Origin of the sequence: Sphingomonas yantingensis, from assembly GCF_014199325.1 — a bacterium.
Taxonomy (GTDB): Bacteria; Pseudomonadota; Alphaproteobacteria; order Sphingomonadales; family Sphingomonadaceae; genus Sphingomonas; species Sphingomonas yantingensis.
The window spans coordinates 83934-103551 of record NZ_JACIJJ010000001.1; the positions used below are offsets into that span (position 1 = coordinate 83934).

A 19618-nucleotide genomic window follows, 5' to 3' on the forward strand; every position below is an offset into this window, starting at 1 on the left:
ACGCCCCCGCCGCGCGTGTTGGAGATTGGAAAATGGCAGCAAAGGCACTGGCAAGCCTCGCGATCAGCCCGACCGGCGACGGCTACCTTCTCATGATCGAGGACGAGGATGGCGAGACGATGGAGCTCACCGCCACGTTCGAGCAGCTCGACCTGATCGCCGAAGCGGTCGACCAGCAGCTGAACAGCGACGAAGAGGACGCTCTCGGCATCGACGAGGACGAATAAGCGAAAGGGGCGGCCCTTTCGAGCCGCCCCTTCCTTCAACGATTACCAACCGCGGTTGTAATAGCCGCGATCATAATAGCCCCGGTTGTAGCCGCGGCGGTCATAGCGCCAATCGCGGCGCGCCTCGCGCCAATGGCGGCGGGCGCGGCGGTCGTCACGCCAGTTGCGGCGATGGTCGCGCCAATGACCGCGACCGCGATTCCAGTCGCGGCGGTCCCAACGGTCGCCGCGCCAGCGCTGGCCGGGATGCGCAAAGGCAAGCGTGGAGGCCGCAGTGATCGCGGTGGCGGCGGGCGCGGGTGCCGCAGTGGCAGCGGCAGCGGGAACGATCGTGGCCGCAAGTGCCGCGGCAATGGCGAAGATACGCATCTTACTCTCCTCAGCGAAGGCTTCTGGAGATGACTATAATCGCCGCGCCTGAACGGGTTCCGACCCCGCCGTTCACCTGAGGTTGTTCGGCATGAACCTGCCGCGCGGGATCAATAGGCGCGGGCGACCGCGAACTCGACTGCCTCGATCATCGCATCTTTCGCCGCGCCGCTGGCGAAGGGGCCGATCGCGTCGATCGCGCGCTGGCCGTAATGGCGCGCGCGCGCCATCGTATCGTCGACCGCGCGCGTATCGCGCATCCGCTGCACCGCCTCGGCCAGCATCGCCTCGCCATTCTCGCCCTCGCGGATCGCGCGCAGCCAGAAGGCGCGCGCTTCGGCATCGCCGCGGGCATAGGCGAGGATGACGGGCAGCGTCATCTTGCCCTCGCGGAAGTCGTCGCCGGCGTCCTTGCCCATCGTGCCCGCGTCGCTGACATAGTCGATCGCGTCGTCGACCAGCTGGAACGCGATGCCGAGGTTGCGGCCATAGGAATCGAGTGCGGCTTCCTCACCCTCGGGTCGTTCGGCCACCACCGCGGCGATGCGGCACGCGGCGGCGAACAGCGCGGCGGTCTTGGCGCCGATGATCTCGAGATAGCGCTCTTCGGACAGGTCGAGGCGGCGGATGGCGGTCAGCTGATTGACCTCGCCCTCCGCGATCACCGCGCTGGCATTCGACAGGATCTTGAGCACCTTGAGGCTGCCGTCCTCGACCATCAGCTCGAAGCTGCGGCTGAACAGGAAATCGCCCACCAGGACGCTGGCCGGGTTGCCCCAGATGATGTTCGCAGTGCGCTTGCCGCGGCGAAGGTCGCTGCCGTCGACAACGTCGTCGTGGAGTAGCGTCGCGGTGTGGATGAACTCGACCGCGGCGGCGAGCCGGTGGTGGCGGGTGCCGCCATAGCCGAGCAGGCTGGCGCTCGCGAGCGTCAGCATCGGCCGCATCCGCTTGCCCCCGCCCGCGATCAGGTGACCGGCGAGCTTGGGAATCAGCGGAATGTCGGACTGCATCCGGTCGAGGATGACCGTGTTGACGCAGTTCATGTCATGCGCCGTCACCGCGACCATGGGATCGAGCGAGGCGGGCGGGCGCGACCCCAGGCGATGCACGGAAGCATTCATTGCCCTGCGACTTGGCCTTTCACCATGACAAACGCAAGTCGCTTGCGCCCTTCGTGACCAAAGGCCATCACCCCGCCGGACCGTAAGGGAAGGGGCCGGCATGACCGACGAGACGCTGGGACGCTATCGCCAGAGCATCGACAATATCGACATGGCGCTCGTCTGCCTCCTCGCCGAGCGGTTCAAGGTGACGCAGGCAGTGGGCCGCTACAAGGCCGAGCAGGGCCTGCCCCCAGCCGATCCGGGCCGCGAGGAAGCGCAGATCGCCCGCCTGCGCCGGCTGGCGGCCGAGGCCGATCTCGACCCCGAGTTCTCCGAGGCGTTCCTGCGCTTCATCATCGACGAGGTGATCCGCCACCACGAGCGGCTGCGGGGGTAGGGCGAAGCAAGGGAACCACCGCCCCCCTCGCATCGTCTGTTGGCCGAGCGAGCGGAGGGCCAATGCGCGACGATTTCCTGATCTTCGAACCCGGCGACGTAGACCTCGCCCGGTCGCCGCTGCGCGGGAAATGCGAGGCGGAGACGTTCGTGCTCGGCGCGTTCAATCCGGGCTTCACGCGGCTTCCATCGGGTAACCTGCTGATGATGGTGCGCGTGGCCGAGGGGCTGGTCGATGCCGGCACGCGGTCGCTGCGCTGGGAGGACGGTCGCTATCTCGTCGACGAATGGCCCGCCGATCGGGTCGACGCCAGCGACCCGCGCATCCTGAAGATCACCGGCGATCCGTGGCGGCCGCTCGCGCTCACCTCGCTGTCCTGGCTGCTCCCGGTGGAACTGTCGCCCGATGGCGAGCGGGTGGAGGCGGTGTATTACGAGCGCGCGATTGTCCCCGCCGCCGGCTATCAGGCGTACGGCGTCGAGGACCCGCGTATTAGCCGAGTGGGCGACGAATGGGTGATGACGACCTGTTCGGTCAGTCCCGAGCGGCTCTGCACCACGCTCCACCGCTCGCGCGACGGGGTGGACTGGACGCTGGAGGGGATCGTCCTCGACCATCAGAACAAGGACATGCTGGTGTTCGAGGGGCAGTCGGGCGGTCGCTATTGGGCTCAGACCCGCCCGCTTGGCGAAACCTGGTTCGCCTATCCGCCGGGCAGCGAATGGCGCGCGGGGCCGGCGATCAACCTCGCCACCTCGCCCGACCTTCTCCACTGGAAGCCTTATGACAAGCCGGGCCTCCGGCCCCATGCCGCTACCGTCTCGACCGCGCGGATGGGTGGGGGGACGCCGCCGATCCTGACCGACCGCGGCTGGTTGACGCTGTGGCACGGGGTAGAACCGGGGGCGGAGGTCGGCATCTATCGCACATATTGGTCGATCCTCGACCGCGACGATCCCTCGATCACCGTCGCGACCGAGCATGATCCGCTGATCGAGCCTGCGCCGCACCTGACCCGACATCTCGATTCGCTCAAATATCTCGACAGCGTGGTGTTCACGACGGGGATCGTCGATGCCGGTGACCATTATCTCGTGGCGAGCGGGGAGGCCGATCTCGCCTGTCGCCTGACCCGGATCGACAGGGGCTGGTTCGCGTGAGCCGCCCCTGGTGGCATGGCGCCGTCCTCTATCAAATCTACCCGCGCTCGTTTCAGGATTCGAATGGGGACGGGATCGGCGACCTGCCTGGCATTACCGCGCGGCTGCCCTATTTCGTCGAGCTGGGTGTCGACGCGATCTGGATCTCGCCGATCTTTCCGTCGCCGATGGCGGACTTCGGCTACGACGTGGCCGATTACTGCGGGATCGATCCGCGATTCGGGACGCTCGGGGATTTCGATTTGCTGCTGGAGCGCGCGCACGGCCTCGGCCTCAAGGTGCTGCTCGATTTCGTGCCGAATCACAGCTCCGACCGGCATCCCTGGTTCGTCGAGAGCCGGTCCTCGCGCGATAATCCCAAGCGCGACTGGTATATCTGGCGCGATCCTGGCGCCGATGGCGGGCCGCCCAACAACTGGATCAGCGATTTCGGCGGCCCGGCGTGGGAATATGACGAGGCGACCGGCCAATATTTCAGCCACGCCTTCCTCAAGGAACAGCCCGACCTCAACTGGCGCAACCCGGACCTCCGCGCCGCGATGATGGATGTGCTGCGCTTCTGGTTCGAGCGCGGCGTCGACGGGTTCCGCATCGACGTGCTGTGGCACATGGTCAAGCACGCCGACTTCCCCGACAATCCGGTGAACCCCGACTTTGCCGAGGGGATGGGCGAGATGTGGCGCGTGCTTCAGCTCCACTCGACCGACCAGCCCGAAGTGCATGGCATCGCCGCGGAGATGCGCGCGATCGCCGATTCGTACGGGGACCGCCTGCTGATCGGCGAGATCTACCTCCCCGTCGAAAAGCTGATGACCTATTACGGCTCGGTCGAGGCGCCGGGCGTGCATCTGCCCTTCAACTTCCAGCTCATCGGTGCGCCCTGGAACGCGCGTGCGCTGGCGACGTTGATCGAGGCATACGAGCTGGCATTGCCCGAGAACGGCTGGCCCAACTGGGTGCTCGGCAACCACGACCGCCCGCGCGCGGCGACGCGGTTCGGCGAGGCACAGGCGCGCGTCGCAGCGATGCTCAACCTGACGCTGCGCGGTACGCCGACCATCTATTATGGCGACGAGATCGGTATTGCCGACGTGGCGATCCCCGCGGACAAGGTCGCCGACCCGCGCGAGCGTCGCGAACCGGGCAAGGGCCTGGGCCGCGATCCCGTCCGTACGCCGATGGCGTGGGACGAGAGCGACTGCGGCGGCTTCACCGCGGGCGAGCCGTGGTTGCCGCTCCATCCCGACTGGCGCGCGCGCAACGTCGCGGCCGAGCGCGGCGATGCCGGCTCGACCTGGACGCTCCACCGCGATCTGATCGCGCTGCGCCGTGCGACCCCGGCGCTGGCGACCGGCGAGTGGCATCCCGTCTACGCCGACGATGCCGTGCTCGCTTATGAACGGCGCGAGGGCGACACGCGCGTCCTCGTCGCGCTCAACCTCACCGCAGAGCCCGCGCGCCTGCCGCTGCCCGACTGGGCGCGCGGCTTGACCCCGCGGCTCAGCACGCTCGGCGGCCTGCCCGGTTTCGAGCATGGCGCACTGATCCTGATGGGCGACGAGGGGGTGATCCTGACATGAAGATCGCGATGATCGCGCCGATCGCGTGGCGCACCCCGCCGCGCCATTACGGCCCGTGGGAGCTGGTGACGAGCCTGTTGACCGAGGCGTTGGTCGCCAAGGGCGTCGACGTGACGCTGTTCGCCACCGCCGATTCGCTAACCGCCGCGCGACTCGACGCGGTCGTGCCCGCGCCTTACAGCGAGGACCCCTCGGTCGATGCCAAGGTTTGGGAGCACCGCCACCTGGCGCATGTGTTCGAGCGGGCGGGCGACTTCGACCTCATCCACAACCAGGCCGATTTTCCGGCGCACGCCTTTGCCAACCTCGTCGACACGCCGATGGTTACGACGATCCACGGCTTCTCGTCGGACCGCATCCTGCCGATGTACGCACCCTATCAGAACCGCGTGCATTATGTCGCGATCAGCGATGCCGACCGGCACCCGGCGCTCCGCTATGCCGCGACGATCCATCACGGCATCCCGGTGGAGGACTTCGCGTTCGATCCGAGGGGCAGCGACGACCTTCTCTTCTTCGGCCGGATGCATCCCGACAAGGGCGCGGGCGAGGCGATCGCGGTGGCGGAGGCGACCGGCCGCCGCCTGTCGATATACGGCATCGTCCAGGACGCCGCCTATTACGAGCGCGAGGTGGCGAGCCGCCTGTCGGATCGCATCCGCCATCCCGGCGCGGTGGGCGGGGCCGAGCGGATCGCGGCGCTGGGCGGCGCGGCGGCGCTCCTGCACCTCATCAACTTCGACGAACCGTTCGGGCTGTCGGTGGTCGAGGCGATGGCGTGCGGTACCCCCGTCATCGCGATGAACCGCGGATCGATGCCCGAGCTGATCGAGGACGGCGTCACCGGCTTCCTCGTCGAGTCGCTCGACGAGGCGATCGACGCGGTCGCGCGACTCGGGGAGATCGACCGCGCCGCGTGTCGCCGCGCGGTTGAGTCGCGCTTTTCGGTCGAGCGGATGGCCGGCGACTATATCGCGCTTTACGAACGCGTCCTGTCTCAGCCGCGATAGACGCTGGGCACCACCGGCCCGTCGGTCGCCATGATCGGCTTTGCAACGAAGGGCAGGGCGAGTGCCGTCAGCCCGAGCACGGCAGTGACGCCGAACGTCGTGAGCGTCCCGAACTGCCGCGCCGGTAGCCACCCGTCCATGCCGATCGGATGGGCGATTCGCCCGGCGAGATAGAGTGTCGCCGCGCCGGCCAGCCAGATCGAGCTGCCGACATTCCACTCGATCGCGGCGATCAGGATGAGGATGATCGGCGTATATTCGGCGAAGTTGAGCTGCGCGCGCATCCGCGCCGCCAGCTTCGAATCGCCGCCGTCGCCGTGCAGGATCTTCTGCCCCAGGCGGATGCGCACGATTCGCACCGCCAGCCACAGGTTGATGAGCGCCGCCGCCCCCGCCGCCGCCAACGTCACTGGTAAGGCCATACCGATCCCCCTAAGGTGCCCCGACCGTGCCACCGGGCGGCAACGCTTGCAACGCGCGGCGAAATCGCTATAGGCGCACGCTCGCTTCGCGACCTGCCCCGGCCACGTGGTGGTGCGGGCGCGCATCTGTTTGCGCGCTTGCCCGTTCCGCGCGAGGGGGGTATCGCGACCTCGAATCCACGACGAAGAAGGTTTGCCGAAATGGCCGTTCCCAAGAGAAAGACCTCGCCCTCGCGGCGCGGCATGCGTCGTTCGCACGATGCGCTGAAGGTCGAGTCGTTCCAGGAGTGCCCGAACTGCGGCGAACTCAAGCGTCCCCATATCCTGTGCGGGTCGTGCGGCCATTATAACGGCCGTGAGATCGTCGCGATCGAGGCCTGATAGGGCACCGACGTAAGCTTTAGGGAACGACAAGCGGATATGGCGGAGAGCACGCGGATCGCCGTCGATGCGATGGGCGGCGACGGTGGTCTCGCCGTCATCCTCGACGGTGCCGCGCGTGCCGCCGCCGATCGGCCCGACCTGTCGTTCCTATTAGTGGGTGACGAGGCGGCGATTCGCGCCGCGCTCGAATCGCATCCGGCGCTCGGCCCGCGGGTCGAGATCGTCCACGCCCCCGAAACCGTCGGCTCGGACGAGAAGCCGAGCACGGCGATTCGCCGCGCCCGCGTCACCTCGATGGGCCTGACCATCGATGCCGTGAAACAGGGGCGCGCGGGTGCGGCCGTGTCCGCTGGCAATACCGGCGCGCTGATGGCGATGGCGAAGCTGTCGCTGCGCACCATCCCGGGCATCGACCGTCCCGCGCTTGCCGCGCTGCTGCCCAGCCTTGGCGACAACGACACGGTGATGCTCGACCTCGGCGCGAATACCGAGTGCGATGCCCGCAACCTCGTCCAGTTCGCGGTGATGGGCGCGGCCTATGCGCGCACCGCGCTCGATCTCGACCGGCCGCGCGTCGCGCTGCTCAACATCGGCACCGAGGATCTGAAGGGCACCGACATCATCCGCGATGCGGCGCAGCGACTGCGCAGCGCATCGCACCTGCCGATGGCGTTCACCGGCTTCATCGAGGGCGATCGCCTGTCGCGCGGGCAGGTCGACGTGATCGCCTGCGACGGGTTTTCGGGCAACATCGCGCTCAAGACGGCGGAGGGGACCGCGCGCTTTGTCGCCGACCTGCTGCGCCGCGCGTTTTCGAGCTCGATCCGGTCGAAGATCGGCTTTCTGATCTCGCGGCCCGCGACGCAGTTGCTGCGCGATCATCTCGATCCGAACAACCACAACGGCGCGATCTTTCTCGGCCTCAACGGGCTTGTCGTGAAGAGCCATGGCGGCGCCAACGCGATCGGCATCGCCAACGCGCTGAAGCTCGCCGCCAAGCTGGTCGACGACGACCTGACCCGCCGCATCGGCGAGGACCTCGGCAATATCGAGGCGCGCGCGGCATGAGCATCCGCGCGGTGATCGCTGGCACCGGCGCGGCGCTGCCCGCCCGGCGCGTGTCGAACGAGGAGCTGTCGCAGACCGTCGACACGACCGACGAATGGATCGTCGAGCGCACCGGCATCCGCTTCCGCCACCTGGCGGGCGAGGGCGAGACGACCTCGACACTCGCCACCGACGCCGCGCGCCGCGCGCTCGAGGCGGCAGGGATCGAGGCGCAGGCGATCGACCTCATCGTGCTGGCGACCGCCACCCCGGACCAGACCTTTCCCGCAACCGCCACCCGCGTTCAGGCGGCGCTCGGCATCGACGATTGCGTCGCGTTCGACGTGGCCGCGGTCTGCTCCGGCTTCCTCTACGCGCTCCAGGTCGCCGACACGATGATCCGTGCGGGCGCGCACCGCCGCGCGTTGGTGATCGGGGCGGAGACGTTCAGCCGCATCCTCGACTGGGAGGATCGCACGACCTGCGTCCTGTTCGGCGACGGCGCCGGCGCGATCGTGTTGGAGGGGCGCGAGGTCGAGGACGAAGGGATCCTCGCCGTCCGCCTGCATGCTGATGGGCGGCACAACGAGCTTCTCTATGTCGATGGCGGCCCGTCGACTACGGGCACCGTCGGCAAGCTGCGCATGAAGGGGCGCGAGGTGTTCCGCCACGCCGTCGTCAACCTCGCTGCCGTGCTGCGCGAGACGATGGCAGTGACCGGCCACGATCCGTCCGAGATCGACTGGCTGATCCCGCATCAGGCGAACGCCCGCATCCTAGACGCCACCGCGCGCAAGCTCGACCTGTCGCCAGAGCGCGTGGTCGTGACCGTCGATCAGCACGCCAATACCTCGGCCGCATCGGTCCCGCTCGCGCTCGACACCGCGGTTCGCGACGGGCGAATCCAGCGCGGCCAGCTCCTCGTGCTGGAGGCGATGGGCGGCGGCTTCACCTGGGGCGCCGCCGTCGTCCGCTATTGAAACATCGTACTAACGCGGATTTGGTTTGGGCCGGGACCGCTGTTACGATAACATCCCTTTTACAAAACAGGTTGGGGAGCAATTCTCGATGCAGGCCGGAACTCTCACTCGCGCCGATCTTGCCGAAGCGCTGCACAGCGAAGTCGGCCTGTCGCGCAACGATTCGTCGAAGCTGGTCGAGCAGATCCTCGGCCATCTGTGCGAGGCGCTGGCCAAGGGCGAGAATGTCAAGATTTCCGGCTTCGGCAGCTTCATCCTGCGCGACAAGGGCGAGCGGATCGGCCGCAATCCCAAGACCGGGGTCGAGGTGCCGATCGCGCCGCGCCGCGTGCTTACCTTCCGCGCCAGCCAGATGATGCGCGACCGCATCGTCGCGGGCGCCTGAACGCTGCCATGACGGGCCGGGCGAAGGCCGAAAACGCCTTTCGCACGATCGGCGAGGTCGCCGAGGAAACCGGCCTGCCGCAGCATCGCCTGCGTTACTGGGAACAGCGATTTCCCGAACTCCGGCCGCTGACCCGCGCGGGCCAGCGCCGCTATTACCGGCCCGAGGATGTGGCGCTGGTCCGCCGCATCGACGACCTGCTCAGCCGACAGGGCTACACCATCCGCGGCGTGCAGCAATTGCTGGCGAGTGAGGCGGGCTCGCGGCGGAAGGCGGCGCCTGAAAAACCTACGCTCGACCCGAAGCGCGGCCCGCTCCATATCCTGCGCGATCACCTTGCCGCCGCGCTCGACCACGACGCGCGGTAGCGCGGTTCGTTCGTCGTAACATGCCGTACCTCGGCGAAGGCCGGGTCCAGATGGGAAGGCGTCGGTGGCTGACTGGCAAAGGCATCGAAACTGGACCCCGGCCTTCGCCGGGGTACGGACAAGCGTGGCGTCGGCACCGTGCTTCCACGAGGCCCTTCACCTCCGCGCCGCTTGGCACTAGAGCGACGGCTTGCCACAGCACCGTCACCCCAATCGCCCCCGTTTCGATCCCGTCGGCACCGCGCCGCGTCGTGCGGCGCTGCGCATTCTCGATGCCGTGCTGCGCCGCGGACAGGCGCTGGAGGCGGCGCTGCCGCGCGCGGGCGAGGGGCTGTCGCCCGCCGATCGCGGCCTCGCCCACGCCATTGCAGCAGAAGCGCTCCGCCGGCTGCCCGATCTCGACGCACTGATCGACGGTGCGACACGCCAGCGGCTACCCGACGATGCCAAGGCGCGCACGGTGCTGCGCATCGCGCTGGTCCAGGCGCTGCGCCTCGACACGCCGCAGCATGCCGCGATCGCGACCGTGCTGCCGCTGGTCGATGGCGGTCCGCGCAAGCTGGTCCATGGCGTCTTCGGCGCGCTGATGCGCGGGCACGCGGCGCTCCCCGACCTGCCCGCGCTGCCTGAAGCGGTCGAGACGCGCTGGCAACAGGCGCACGGTCCCGCGATGGTCGAGGCCGCGCGCACCGCGATCGCCGCGCCGCCGCCCGTCGACCTCACCCTGCGCGATCGCACGACGACTGCGGCCATCGCCGAGCGGCTCGGCGGCGTCAGCCTCGCCCCCGGTCATGTCCGCCTCGCCCCCGGCACCGACGTCGCCGCGCTGCCCGGCTATGCCGAGGGCGAGTGGTGGGTGCAGGACCTCGCCGCGACGATCCCCGCGCGGCTCATCGGCAGGGGCGCCGGCACCGCGCTCGACCTGTGCGCCGCGCCCGGCGGCAAGACGATGCAGCTCGCCGCGGCCGGCTGGCGCACGGTCGCGCTCGACATTGCCGAGAATCGCCTCACGCGGCTGCGCGCGAATCTGGAGCGCACGCGCCTCGACGCCGAACTGGTCGCCGCCGACGCGTTGAGGTGGCAGCCGGAGGCGCCGCTCGACGCGATCCTGCTCGACGCGCCGTGCAGCGCGACGGGCATCTACCGCCGCCATCCCGACGTGCTCCATCGCGCGCATCCCGGCCTGATCGCCGAGACGGCGGCGCTACAAGCCGCGATGCTCGCGCGCGCCGCCGACTGGGTGAAGCCGGGTGGCCGCCTCGTCTACGCCGTCTGCTCGCTCGAACCGGCGGAGGGCGAGGAGCAGCTCGCCCGCTTCTTGTCGGACCGATCGGACTATGCGATCGAGCGGGCAACTGCCGACGAGCTTCCCGCCGGCATTGCGCCGCGCGAAGATGGCACGGTACGCACGCTGCCGACGATGCTTGCCGGTGCCGGCCGACTCGACGGCTTTTTCATCGCGCGACTTCGCCGGACGTGAATGAACATTGCCGCCGCGGCTCGCGCTGCTAAGGAAGCGCGATCATGGCCAACCCCGTCCGTATCGCCCCCTCGATCCTGTCCGCCGACTTCGCCAGGCTGGGCGAAGAAGTGCGCGCGATCGACGCGGCTGGCGCGGACTGGATTCATGTCGATGTCATGGACGGCCATTTCGTCCCCAACCTGACGATCGGCCCGGCGGTGGTGAAGGCGCTGCGCCCGCATTCGGCCAAGCCCTTCGACGTCCATCTGATGATCGAGCCCGTCGATCCGTTCCTGGAGGCCTTTGCCGAGGCGGGCGCCGACTGCATCAGCTTCCACCCGGAGGCCGGGCCGCATTCGCACCGCACCGTCCAGCGGATCAAGGCGCTGGGCAAGCGTGCGGGCGTCGTGCTTTGCCCCGCCACGCCCGCCAAGATGCTCGACTATCTGCTAGAGGACATCGACCTCGTCCTCGTGATGAGCGTCAATCCCGGCTTCGGCGGGCAGAAGTTCATCGAAAGCCAGCTTCGCAAGATAGAGGCGATCAGGAAGTCGATCGACAAGCTCGGCAAGCCCATCGACCTCGAGGTCGACGGCGGCGTCGATGCCTCAAACGCTGCGCGGGTGATTGCGGCCGGCGCCGATGCACTGGTCGCCGGCACCGCGGCCTTCCGCGGCGGGCCCGAGCATTACGCCGCCAACATCGCCGCGTTGAGGGCGGGTTGAACGACCTGCCCCCGCTCGATCCCGGCGCCGACGGGATCGAGGAGGGCAAGCGGCTGATCCGCCAGGGCGGCGACGGTGGCCTGTCGCTGTCCGAGCGGATTGCCGAGCGGTTTCACCGCCTGACCTGGCGCACGCCGATCCATACGCTGAAGCTGAAGGGCCGGCACCCGCTCAAGCTGCTGACCGTCGCCGACGATCCGTTCTTCGGTGATGTCGAGCGCGGGCAGGCGCTGCTCGACGGAGAGCTGAGTTTCCGCGGCGAGGCGCTACCCGTGGGGATGCTCGGCCTCGACAAGCCGAGCTTTTCGAAGAGCTATGGCGAGCATCTCCACGCCTTTGCCTGGCTGCGCGACCTGTCGAGCGTCACGACGCGTCAGGTCGGCGCGCCGATCGCCGAGGCGATCATGCGCCAGTGGATCGCCGCGCACGGGGCGACGATCTCCGAGCCCGCGTGGCGCCCCGACCTGTGGGGTCGGCGGATCCTCTACTGGACCGCGCATGCGCCGCTGATCCTGTCGTCGACCGACCTCGTCTATCGCTCGAACGTCCTCCACGCGCTCGCCCGCGGCGCGCGGCATCTGGATCGCACGGCGGACAAGGCACCGGCGGGCGCGCCGCGGATCGCCGCGTGGTGCGGCGTCGTGGCCGCCGGCCTGATGATCCCCGGCGGCGATCCGCGCCGCGTGTTCGGAGAGGCGGGGCTCATCAAGGCGCTTGCCGCCTCGCTGACCGATGACGGCGGCATCGTCGGCCGCTCACCCGCCTCGCTCTACGACGCCATCCAGCTCGTGACGATGCTGCGCGGTACCTATGCCGCGCGCCGCATGGACCTGCCCGAGCCGGTGGCCGAGCGGCTGCCCAAGATGGTCTCCGCGCTGCTCGGCGTGATGCATGGCGACAAGGCGTTGTCGAGCTGGCAGGGTAGCTGTCCGCAGGATCCCGAGCTGATCGTCCAGACGATCGAGGCGACCGGTGCGCGCGTCCGCCCGCTGCGCCAGGCACGCGACTGGGGGTATCAGCGGCTGTCGGCGGGCAACACGCTGGTCATCGTCGATGCCGCGCCGCCGCCGGTCGCGCGGATGGTCGATGGCGGTTGTGCCTCGACGCTCGCTTTCGAGCTGTCGGACGGGGTGAGCCGCATCGTCGTCAATTGCGGCGGCGCGCGCTCCGCGGTGGCACAGGTGCCCGCATCGCTGGCCGAGGGGCTGCGCACGACCGCGGCCCATTCGACGCTGGTGCTGGGCGATTCGAACTCCACCGCGCTCCACGCCGACGGCACGCTCGGCAAGGGCGTAGCCGAGATCGAACTGTCGCGGCAGGAGAGTGAGGCGACGAGCCGGCTGGAGGCGAGTCACAACGGCTATGTCCGCCGCTTCGGCCTCGTCCATCGCCGCCTGCTCGCGCTCGGCAATGACGGCCGCGACCTGCGCGGCGAGGACATGCTGCTGCCCGAGGGGCGGCGTCGCCGCCGCGATCCGGTGCCGTTCGCGATCCGCTTCCACCTCGCCCCCGATGTCGAGATCGCGCCGACCGCCGATGGCCAGGCGGCGTTCCTGCGCCTGCCGGGACAACTCCTGTGGCAGTTTCGGGCAAAGGGCGCCGCGCTGACGATCGAGGAAAGCCTCTGGATCAACGCGTTCGGCCGCCCGATCGCGACGCGCCAGCTCGTCCTCACTGGCGAGGCGCCGCCGGGGGGTGCGAGCATCAGCTGGGCCTTCCACCGCTCGCGCTGATCCTGACGGGTTGCGCGCCCGGCGCCATCGGCCTAACCGCGCGCGCATGACCAGCATTCCCATCCGCCGCGCGCTCCTGTCCGTCTCCGACAAGACGGGCATCGTCGATCTGGGCCGCGCGCTCGCCGCGAGGAACGTGGAACTCGTCTCGACCGGCGGCACGGCCAAGGCGCTGCGCGACGCTGGGCTCGAGGTGCGCGACATCGCCGACCTCACCGGCTTTCCCGAGATGATGGACGGGCGGGTCAAGACGCTGCACCCGATGGTGCATGGCGGCCTGCTCGCGGTGCGCGACGATGCCGAGCACGCCGCGGCGATGGCGACGCACGGAATCGGCGCGATCGACCTTGTCGTCGTCAATCTCTACCCGTTCGAGGCGACCGTCGCGAAGGGGGCGGGGCGCGACGAGGTGATCGAGAATATCGACATCGGCGGCCCGTCGATGGTCCGCTCGGCCGCGAAGAACCACGCCTATGTCGCGATCGTCACCGACCCCGCCGACTATGCCCTGGTCGAGGGCGGCGAGACGACGCTGGACCAGCGCCGGATGCTCGCGGCTAAGGCGTACGCCGCAACCGCCGCCTATGATTCGGCGATTGCGCAGTGGTTCGCCTTCGCCGATCAGGGCGAGCGGTTCCCGGCGACCCTGCCGCTCGCCTTCACCCGCGCCGACGAGCTTCGCTATGGCGAGAACCCGCATCAGTCGGCGGCGCTCTACATCCCCCGCGGCCCGCGCGCGAACGGCATCGCGCAGGCGGCGCAGGTGCAGGGCAAGGCGCTCAGCTACAACAACTACAACGACGCCGACGCTGCGCTCGAACTGGTGAGCGAGTTCCGCGACGGCCCGCCGACCGTCGTCATCGTCAAGCACGCCAATCCCTGCGGCGTCGCCACCGGCGAGACGCTGATCGAAGCGTATCGCGCCGCCTTCGCCTGCGACACGGTGTCGGCGTTCGGCGGCATCGTCGCGGTCAACCGCCCGCTCGACGGCGAGACCGCGCGCGCGATCAGCGAAATCTTTACCGAGGTCGTCGCCGCCCCCGATGCGGATGACGAGGCGAGGGCGGTGTTTGCGGCCAAGAAGAACCTGCGCCTGCTCCTGACCGGCGACCTGCCCAACCCGGCGCGCCCGGGCCTTGCGATCAAGTCGATCGCCGGCGGCCTGCTGGTCCAGTCGCGCGACGGCGGCACGCTCGCGGATCTCGACCTCAAGGTGGTGACGAAGCGGCAGCCGACGCAGCAGGAACTCGCCGACTGCCGCTTCGCCTGGACCGTCGCCAAGCACGTCAAGTCGAATGCGATCGTCTATGCCAAGGGCGGCGCGACCGCGGGCGTGGGCGCGGGGCAGATGAACCGCCTCGAATCCGCGCGCATCGCCGCGTGGAAGGCACGCGACGCCGCCGAGAAGGCCGGCTGGGCCGAGGCGCGCACGATCGGCTCAGCGGTCGCCTCCGACGCGTTCTTCCCCTTCGCCGATGGCCTGCTCGCGGCGGTGGAGGCGGGGGCGACCGCGGTCATCCAGCCCGGCGGCTCGATCCGCGACGAGGAAGTGATAGCCGCCGCCGACGAAGCGGGGCTCGCGATGGTATTCACGGGGATGCGCCACTTCCGGCACTGAGCGCGCCGCGCGAACGCCCGTCGCAATCGGCGGCGGGCGCTGCTATCTCTCGCGCCATGCCACATCTCTATCTCGTCGACGGCTCGGGCTATATCTTCCGCGCCTATCACCGCCTGCCGCCGCTCACCAACAAGCATGGGGAGCCGGTCGGCGCGGTCTATGGCTATACGACGATGCTGTGGAAGCTCGCCGACGAGCTGCACAAGGCCGACGGCCCTACCCACATGGCGGTCATCCTCGACAAGTCGTCGCACACCTTCCGCAACGCGATGTACGACCAGTACAAGGCGCATCGCCCGCCGCCGCCCGAGGACCTGGTCCCTCAATTCCCGATGATCCGCGACGCGACGCGCGCCTTCAGCCTGCCGTGCATCGAGGAGGAGGGGTGGGAGGCCGACGACCTGATCGCCAGCTATGCCAAGGCGGCGCTCGCGCAAGGCTGGCAGGTGACGATCGTCAGCTCCGACAAGGACCTGATGCAGCTGGTCGAGGACGGCAGCCTCGACCTCTACGACACGATGAACAACCGCCGGCTGGGGCGCGAACACGTCGTCGAGAAGTTCGGTGTCGGGCCGGAGAAGCTCGGCGACGTGCTCGCGCTGATGGGCGACAGTGTCGACAATGTGCCGGGCGTGCCGGGCGTGGGGCCGAAGACCGCGGCCAAGCTGATCCTCGAACATGGCGACCTCGAGGGGGTGCTGGCCGCCGCGCCCGAGATGAAGAAGGGCAAGCTGCGCGACAACCTGATCGAGCATGCGGAGATGGCGCGGCTGTCGCGCCGGCTGGTCGCGCTGTCGTGCGACGTGCCGCTGCCCGACCCGCTCGACGCGCTGGAGATGCAGGGGATTCCCGAGGCGCCGCTGCGCGCCTTCCTCGACCATCACGGCTTCCGCTCGCTGCTCGCCAAGCTGTCGTCCGTCGCCGATGCGCCGGCCGCGACCGCCGCCGCGCCGGTCGCGCAGCAGGAAGAGGACCCGCCCTGCAACCATGACGGCTACGAGACCGTGGTGGACGAGGGCGCGCTCGATCGCTGGATCGACGAGGCGCGCGCGCAGGGCTGGGTCGCGGTGGATACCGAGACGACGGGCACCGATCCGATGCGCGCCGAGCTGGTCGGCGTCAGCCTCGCGCTTCAGCCAAACCGCGCCTGCTACATCCCCATCGCACATGGCGGCACCGACATGTTCGCGGAGAAGCCCGAGCAGCTTCCGCGCGAGACGGTGCTGGCGAAGCTCAAGCCGCTGCTGGAGGACGAAAGCGTCCTCAAGATCGGCCACAATCTGAAATACGACTACATCATGCTCGCCCGCGCGGGGATTCGCGTGGGGCCGTATGACGACACGATCGTCATGAGCTTCGACCTCGATGCCGGGCTGCACGGGCACGGCATGGACGAGCTGGCCGCGACGCACCTGTCACACGCGTGCATCGCGTACAAGGACGTGGTCGGCACGGGCAAGAAGCAGCTCGGCTTTCACGAAGTCGATCTGAAGGCCGCGACCCGCTACGCCGCCGAGGATGCCGACGTCACGCTGCGCCTGTGGCGGCGGTTCAAGCCGCGGCTCCCTTATGAGCGCGCGACCACCGTCTACGAGCGCGTCGACCGCCCGCTGGTGCGCGTCATCGCCGAGATGGAGATGGCGGGCGTCAAGGTCGATGCCCCGACGCTCGCGCGCCTGTCCGAGCAATTCTCCGGCCAGATGGCGGCGCTGGAAACCGAGATCCACGGCCTTGCCGGCGGTCCCTTCACGATCGGCAGTCCCAAGCAGCTTGGCGACGTGCTGTTCGACCGGATGGGGCTGAAGGGCGGGCGCAAGGGTAAGTCGGGCGTCTATTCGACCGACGTCAACGAACTCGAACGCCTGGCGAGCGAGGGCGTCGAGATTGCGCGGAAAGTGCTCGACTGGCGTCAGCTCTCGAAGCTAAAGTCCACCTATACCGACGCGCTACAGGAACAGATCAACCCCGAAACCAACCGCGTCCACACCAGCTACTCGCTGACCGGCGCGCAGACGGGGCGGCTGTCCTCGACCGACCCCAATCTCCAGAACATCCCGATCCGCACCGAAACCGGCCGCCAGATCCGCGACGCGTTCGTGGCGGAGCCGGGCAATGTCATCCTCGCCGCCGATTATTCGCAGATCGAGCTCAGGCTCGCCGCGCACATTGCCGACGTGCCGCAGCTTCGCGATGCGTTCGCGCGCGGAGACGACATCCACAGCCTGACTGCGACCGAATTGTTCGGGGAGGTCAACCGCGACACGCGCGGGCGGGCCAAGACGATCAACTTCGCCATCCTCTACGGCATCAGCCGTTGGGGCCTCGCCGGTCGTCTCGGCGTCACGGCGGAAGAGGCGCAGGCGATGATCGACCGCTATTTCGAGCGGTTCCCCGGCATCGGCAATTACATCATGACGACGACCGAGGCGGTGCGCGCCAACGGCTTCACCGAAACGCTGTTCGGGCGAAAGACGCACTTCCCGCGCATCCGCTCCAAGGTCCAGCACGAGCGACAGGGGGCCGAGCGAGCCGCGATCAATGCGCCGATTCAGGGGACGAGCGCCGACATCATCAAGCGCGCGATGGCGCGGATGGGCCCGGCGTTGGCCGAGGCGGGGCTGCCCGACGTGCGGATGTTGATGCAGGTGCACGACGAACTTGTCTTCGAACTGCCCGAGGGCGACGTGGACGCGGCCCGGCCCGTGATCGAGCGCGTGATGGCGACGGCGGCCGAGCCTTTGGTCGAGCTCACCGTCCCCCTCGGCGTCGAGATCGGTGTCGGGCCGAGCTGGGGCGCGGCGCACTGACCTTGCCTCTTGCTTCGTCATCGCGGGCTTGACCCAGGATCCCGCTTCTTCCTTCTTCTTTGGTCTCGACAAGAAGAAGTGGGACCCCGGATCAAGTCCGGGGTGACGGGGATAGTGGAGCGGCCCACCGACCCACCGTTGCGCGATTGCCGCAACGGTGCGGCAATCGTGACGCGGGGCTTTGGCGACGCGCGCGTTTCGCCTAGAGGCGGGCGACCGTGACAGTGCCCGCCGCCCCCACGCCGTCCGACGGCGCCGAAGACGATATCGCGGCGCTGGCCAAGGGCGGGCGCACCAATGTCATCGGCTTCGGCCTGCGCCTTGCCGCGCGGCTGCCGTTCCTGTTCATCGCGGGCCGCGTCTATGGGCCGGAGATCGTCGGGCGGTTCGCGATCGCGGTGCTGGTGGTCGAACTGGCGGCGCTGCTCGCCACGCTGGGCCTCAAGCGTGGGCTGGCACAGGCACTGGCGGCGACCGACCGGCCGCACGCGCACGTCGTCTGGGACGCGCTCGCCGTCGCGCTGATCCTGTCGCTGATCGCCAGCGGCGTGCTCTTCGTCTTTCCGGAGATCATGTACCCCAACAGCCAGGTGATCGGGCTGGAGCGGCTGCTGCCGCTCGTCGTCTTCGCCGTCGCCTGCTCGGACGTGTCGCTGGCCGCGCTCGCCTATCGCCACAACGTCAAGGCGGCGGTGACCGCGCGCGCGGTGATCGAGCCGTGGACGATCAGCATCGCCGCCTGGGGCCTGTCCTATGTCTCGTCGCGTGATGGGCTCATCATCGCCTATGTGCTGTCGATGGCGGCGGCGCTGGGGGCGAGCATCGTGCCCTTCGTCAAGAGCTACGGCCTGCCCGCCGGCTGGCGCCCGCATCTGACGCCGATGTTCGCGCTGGCGCGCCAGAACGCGCCGCTTGCCGGTGCCGACGCGATCGAATGGGGGACGCGCAACGTCGACCGCTTCATCCTCGGCCTCGTCTTCCCGCCCGCTGTCGTCGGCATCTACTACATGGCGCAGCAGGTCGCCTCGCTGCCGCAGAAGCTGAAGACCAGCTTCGACCCCGTGCTCGGCCCCGTCATCACCCACCGCCTCTCCGAAAACGACCGCGCGGCGGTGGCGGCACAGATTCGACAGGTCGGCTTCTGGATCATGGCGGCACAGGCGGCGCTGGCGCTGATCGGCGGTATTCCGGCCGAGGGCGTGATGGGCGTCGTCGGACCGGAGTTTGTCGCGGGATCGGGAGCGCTCTGTTTCCTCCTGCTTGCCGAAGTGCTGGCGGCGAACGGCGCGGTGGCGGAAGCGGGGCTGGTCTATGTAGCGCGCCACCGCAACCTGATGCTGTCGCTGGCGGTCATCGGCCTTCAAGTGGCCCTGACGTTCGTGCTTCTGTTCGTTGCGCGCCAGCTTGCCTGGCCGCAGGGGTGGGCCGCGGCGATGCCAGCGGTCGCCCTCGCGCTGTCGTTGGGCGTCGGATCGATCCTCAAGTCGCGGCTGCTTGCCCGGCTGCTCGGCGCGCCGGTATCGGCTTGGCGCTGGCCGTGGGCCTGGGCAGTGCTCGCCACCAGCCTCGTCGGCTGGGCGTTCGTGCAATTGCCGAAGCGGCTGGAGTGGCTCGAGCTGTCGGCCGGCATCCCTGCGATGCTGCTCGTCTACGGCGTCATCCTGTGGCGCTGGGCGTTCAAGCGCGAGGATCGCGCGCTGTTCGCCCGGAAACCAACCCCTGAAACGATGCCGCAACGATCAGTCTGACCACAAGGATCGATTGGCAATCAGTCGTTTGATGCGCATGATATCCCCAACGAAAAAACGGAGGGGCGCTTGATGACGAAATATTCAGGG

Annotated in this window: 19 protein-coding genes; 16 read left to right on the forward strand and 3 right to left on the reverse strand. The window is 68.8% G+C overall.

What is annotated here, in order from left to right; genetic code table 11:
* The first annotated feature begins 32 nt into the window (after window positions 1-32).
* The gene (locus FHR19_RS00450) at window positions 33-227 is read left to right on the forward strand and encodes a hypothetical protein (protein ID WP_184023220.1); all 195 of its coding nucleotides are present in this window, start codon (window positions 33-35) and stop codon (window positions 225-227) included.
* A gap of 42 nt (window positions 228-269) precedes the next feature.
* Here the strand turns inward: FHR19_RS00450 and FHR19_RS00455 are convergent, their stop codons facing one another.
* The gene (locus FHR19_RS00455) at window positions 270-596 is read right to left on the reverse strand and encodes a hypothetical protein (protein ID WP_184023222.1); all 327 of its coding nucleotides are present in this window, start codon (window positions 594-596) and stop codon (window positions 270-272) included.
* A 110-nt stretch (window positions 597-706) separates the two neighbouring features.
* On the reverse strand, window positions 707-1720 hold the full coding sequence (locus tag FHR19_RS00460; RefSeq protein ID WP_184023224.1) for a polyprenyl synthetase family protein: 1014 nt from the start codon (window positions 1718-1720) through the stop codon (window positions 707-709).
* A gap of 100 nt (window positions 1721-1820) precedes the next feature.
* Here FHR19_RS00460 and FHR19_RS00465 point away from each other — a divergent pair, with 100 nt between their 5' ends.
* The 4 genes from FHR19_RS00465 (at window position 1821) to FHR19_RS00480 (ending at window position 5849) form a co-directional block, all read left to right on the forward strand.
* On the forward strand, window positions 1821-2099 hold the full coding sequence (locus FHR19_RS00465) for a chorismate mutase (RefSeq protein WP_184023226.1): 279 nt from the start codon (window positions 1821-1823) through the stop codon (window positions 2097-2099).
* Window positions 2100-2161: 62 nt separating this feature from the next.
* Complete coding sequence (locus FHR19_RS00470) at window positions 2162-3259, forward strand: glycoside hydrolase family 130 protein (protein WP_184023228.1); 1098 nt, start codon at window positions 2162-2164, stop codon at window positions 3257-3259.
* Window positions 3256-4839: an alpha-amylase family glycosyl hydrolase gene (locus FHR19_RS00475; RefSeq protein WP_184023230.1), complete on the forward strand. Its 1584-nt coding sequence runs from the start codon at window positions 3256-3258 to the stop codon at window positions 4837-4839. Before FHR19_RS00470 ends, FHR19_RS00475 begins: the two co-directional genes overlap by 4 nt.
* The gene (locus FHR19_RS00480) at window positions 4836-5849 is read left to right on the forward strand and encodes a glycosyltransferase family 4 protein (RefSeq protein WP_184023232.1); all 1014 of its coding nucleotides are present in this window, start codon (window positions 4836-4838) and stop codon (window positions 5847-5849) included. Before FHR19_RS00475 ends, FHR19_RS00480 begins: the two co-directional genes overlap by 4 nt.
* Here FHR19_RS00480 and FHR19_RS00485 read toward each other — a convergent pair.
* The gene (locus FHR19_RS00485) at window positions 5837-6271 is read right to left on the reverse strand and encodes an MAPEG family protein (RefSeq protein WP_184023234.1); all 435 of its coding nucleotides are present in this window, start codon (window positions 6269-6271) and stop codon (window positions 5837-5839) included. The two genes, FHR19_RS00480 and FHR19_RS00485, sit on opposite strands and share 13 nt — an antisense overlap.
* Before the next feature lie 201 nt (window positions 6272-6472).
* Here FHR19_RS00485 and rpmF point away from each other — a divergent pair, with 201 nt between their 5' ends.
* The 11 genes from rpmF (at window position 6473) to FHR19_RS00540 (ending at window position 19528) form a co-directional block, all read left to right on the forward strand.
* Window positions 6473-6652, forward strand: coding sequence for a 50S ribosomal protein L32 (gene rpmF / locus FHR19_RS00490; protein ID WP_184023236.1), 180 nt, complete (start codon window positions 6473-6475; stop codon window positions 6650-6652).
* 39 nt (window positions 6653-6691) lie between these two features.
* Entirely contained in the window at window positions 6692-7723 is a 1032-nt protein-coding gene (plsX, locus tag FHR19_RS00495; RefSeq protein WP_184023237.1) for a phosphate acyltransferase PlsX, read from the forward strand.
* Window positions 7720-8682, forward strand: a complete 963-nt coding sequence (locus FHR19_RS00500) for a beta-ketoacyl-ACP synthase III (protein WP_221228335.1) — start codon at window positions 7720-7722, stop codon at window positions 8680-8682. The genes plsX and FHR19_RS00500 overlap by 4 nt, the downstream gene beginning before the upstream one ends.
* An 88-nt stretch (window positions 8683-8770) precedes the next feature.
* Entirely contained in the window at window positions 8771-9067 is a 297-nt protein-coding gene (locus tag FHR19_RS00505; RefSeq protein ID WP_184023238.1) for an integration host factor subunit alpha, read from the forward strand.
* An 8-nt stretch (window positions 9068-9075) separates the two neighbouring features.
* Complete coding sequence (locus FHR19_RS00510) at window positions 9076-9435, forward strand: MerR family transcriptional regulator (protein ID WP_184023239.1); 360 nt, start codon at window positions 9076-9078, stop codon at window positions 9433-9435.
* A gap of 190 nt (window positions 9436-9625) precedes the next feature.
* Window positions 9626-10915, forward strand: a complete 1290-nt coding sequence (locus FHR19_RS00515) for an RsmB/NOP family class I SAM-dependent RNA methyltransferase (RefSeq protein WP_184023240.1) — start codon at window positions 9626-9628, stop codon at window positions 10913-10915.
* A gap of 44 nt (window positions 10916-10959) precedes the next feature.
* Entirely contained in the window at window positions 10960-11622 is a 663-nt protein-coding gene (gene rpe, locus FHR19_RS00520; protein WP_184023241.1) for a ribulose-phosphate 3-epimerase, read from the forward strand.
* A complete protein-coding gene (locus tag FHR19_RS00525; protein ID WP_184023243.1) occupies window positions 11619-13355 on the forward strand; it encodes a heparinase II/III family protein in 1737 nt (578 codons plus the stop codon). Before rpe ends, FHR19_RS00525 begins: the two co-directional genes overlap by 4 nt.
* 46 nt (window positions 13356-13401) lie before the next feature.
* Complete coding sequence (purH, locus tag FHR19_RS00530; RefSeq protein WP_184023245.1) at window positions 13402-14973, forward strand: bifunctional phosphoribosylaminoimidazolecarboxamide formyltransferase/IMP cyclohydrolase; 1572 nt, start codon at window positions 13402-13404, stop codon at window positions 14971-14973.
* Window positions 14974-15029: 56 nt separating this feature from the next.
* Complete coding sequence (gene polA, locus FHR19_RS00535) at window positions 15030-17780, forward strand: DNA polymerase I (protein ID WP_184023247.1); 2751 nt, start codon at window positions 15030-15032, stop codon at window positions 17778-17780.
* A 218-nt stretch (window positions 17781-17998) separates the two neighbouring features.
* Window positions 17999-19528, forward strand: a complete 1530-nt coding sequence (locus FHR19_RS00540) for an oligosaccharide flippase family protein (protein WP_184023249.1) — start codon at window positions 17999-18001, stop codon at window positions 19526-19528.
* The last annotated feature ends 90 nt before the right edge of the window (window positions 19529-19618 follow it).

Coding starts and splice junctions, on each gene's coding strand:
- FHR19_RS00450 (WP_184023220.1), top strand. CDS start 33: ATGGCAGCAAAGGCACTGGCAAGCCTCGCGATCAGCCCGACCGGCGAC.
- FHR19_RS00455 (WP_184023222.1), bottom strand. CDS start 596: ATGCGTATCTTCGCCATTGCCGCGGCACTTGCGGCCACGATCGTTCCC.
- FHR19_RS00460 (WP_184023224.1), bottom strand. CDS start 1,720: ATGAATGCTTCCGTGCATCGCCTGGGGTCGCGCCCGCCCGCCTCGCTC.
- FHR19_RS00465 (WP_184023226.1), top strand. CDS start 1,821: ATGACCGACGAGACGCTGGGACGCTATCGCCAGAGCATCGACAATATC.
- FHR19_RS00470 (WP_184023228.1), top strand. CDS start 2,162: ATGCGCGACGATTTCCTGATCTTCGAACCCGGCGACGTAGACCTCGCC.
- FHR19_RS00480 (WP_184023232.1), top strand. CDS start 4,836: ATGAAGATCGCGATGATCGCGCCGATCGCGTGGCGCACCCCGCCGCGC.
- FHR19_RS00485 (WP_184023234.1), bottom strand. CDS start 6,271: ATGGCCTTACCAGTGACGTTGGCGGCGGCGGGGGCGGCGGCGCTCATC.
- rpmF (WP_184023236.1), top strand. CDS start 6,473: ATGGCCGTTCCCAAGAGAAAGACCTCGCCCTCGCGGCGCGGCATGCGT.
- plsX (WP_184023237.1), top strand. CDS start 6,692: ATGGCGGAGAGCACGCGGATCGCCGTCGATGCGATGGGCGGCGACGGT.
- FHR19_RS00500 (WP_221228335.1), top strand. CDS start 7,720: ATGAGCATCCGCGCGGTGATCGCTGGCACCGGCGCGGCGCTGCCCGCC.
- FHR19_RS00505 (WP_184023238.1), top strand. CDS start 8,771: ATGCAGGCCGGAACTCTCACTCGCGCCGATCTTGCCGAAGCGCTGCAC.
- FHR19_RS00510 (WP_184023239.1), top strand. CDS start 9,076: ATGACGGGCCGGGCGAAGGCCGAAAACGCCTTTCGCACGATCGGCGAG.
- rpe (WP_184023241.1), top strand. CDS start 10,960: ATGGCCAACCCCGTCCGTATCGCCCCCTCGATCCTGTCCGCCGACTTC.
- purH (WP_184023245.1), top strand. CDS start 13,402: ATGACCAGCATTCCCATCCGCCGCGCGCTCCTGTCCGTCTCCGACAAG.
- polA (WP_184023247.1), top strand. CDS start 15,030: ATGCCACATCTCTATCTCGTCGACGGCTCGGGCTATATCTTCCGCGCC.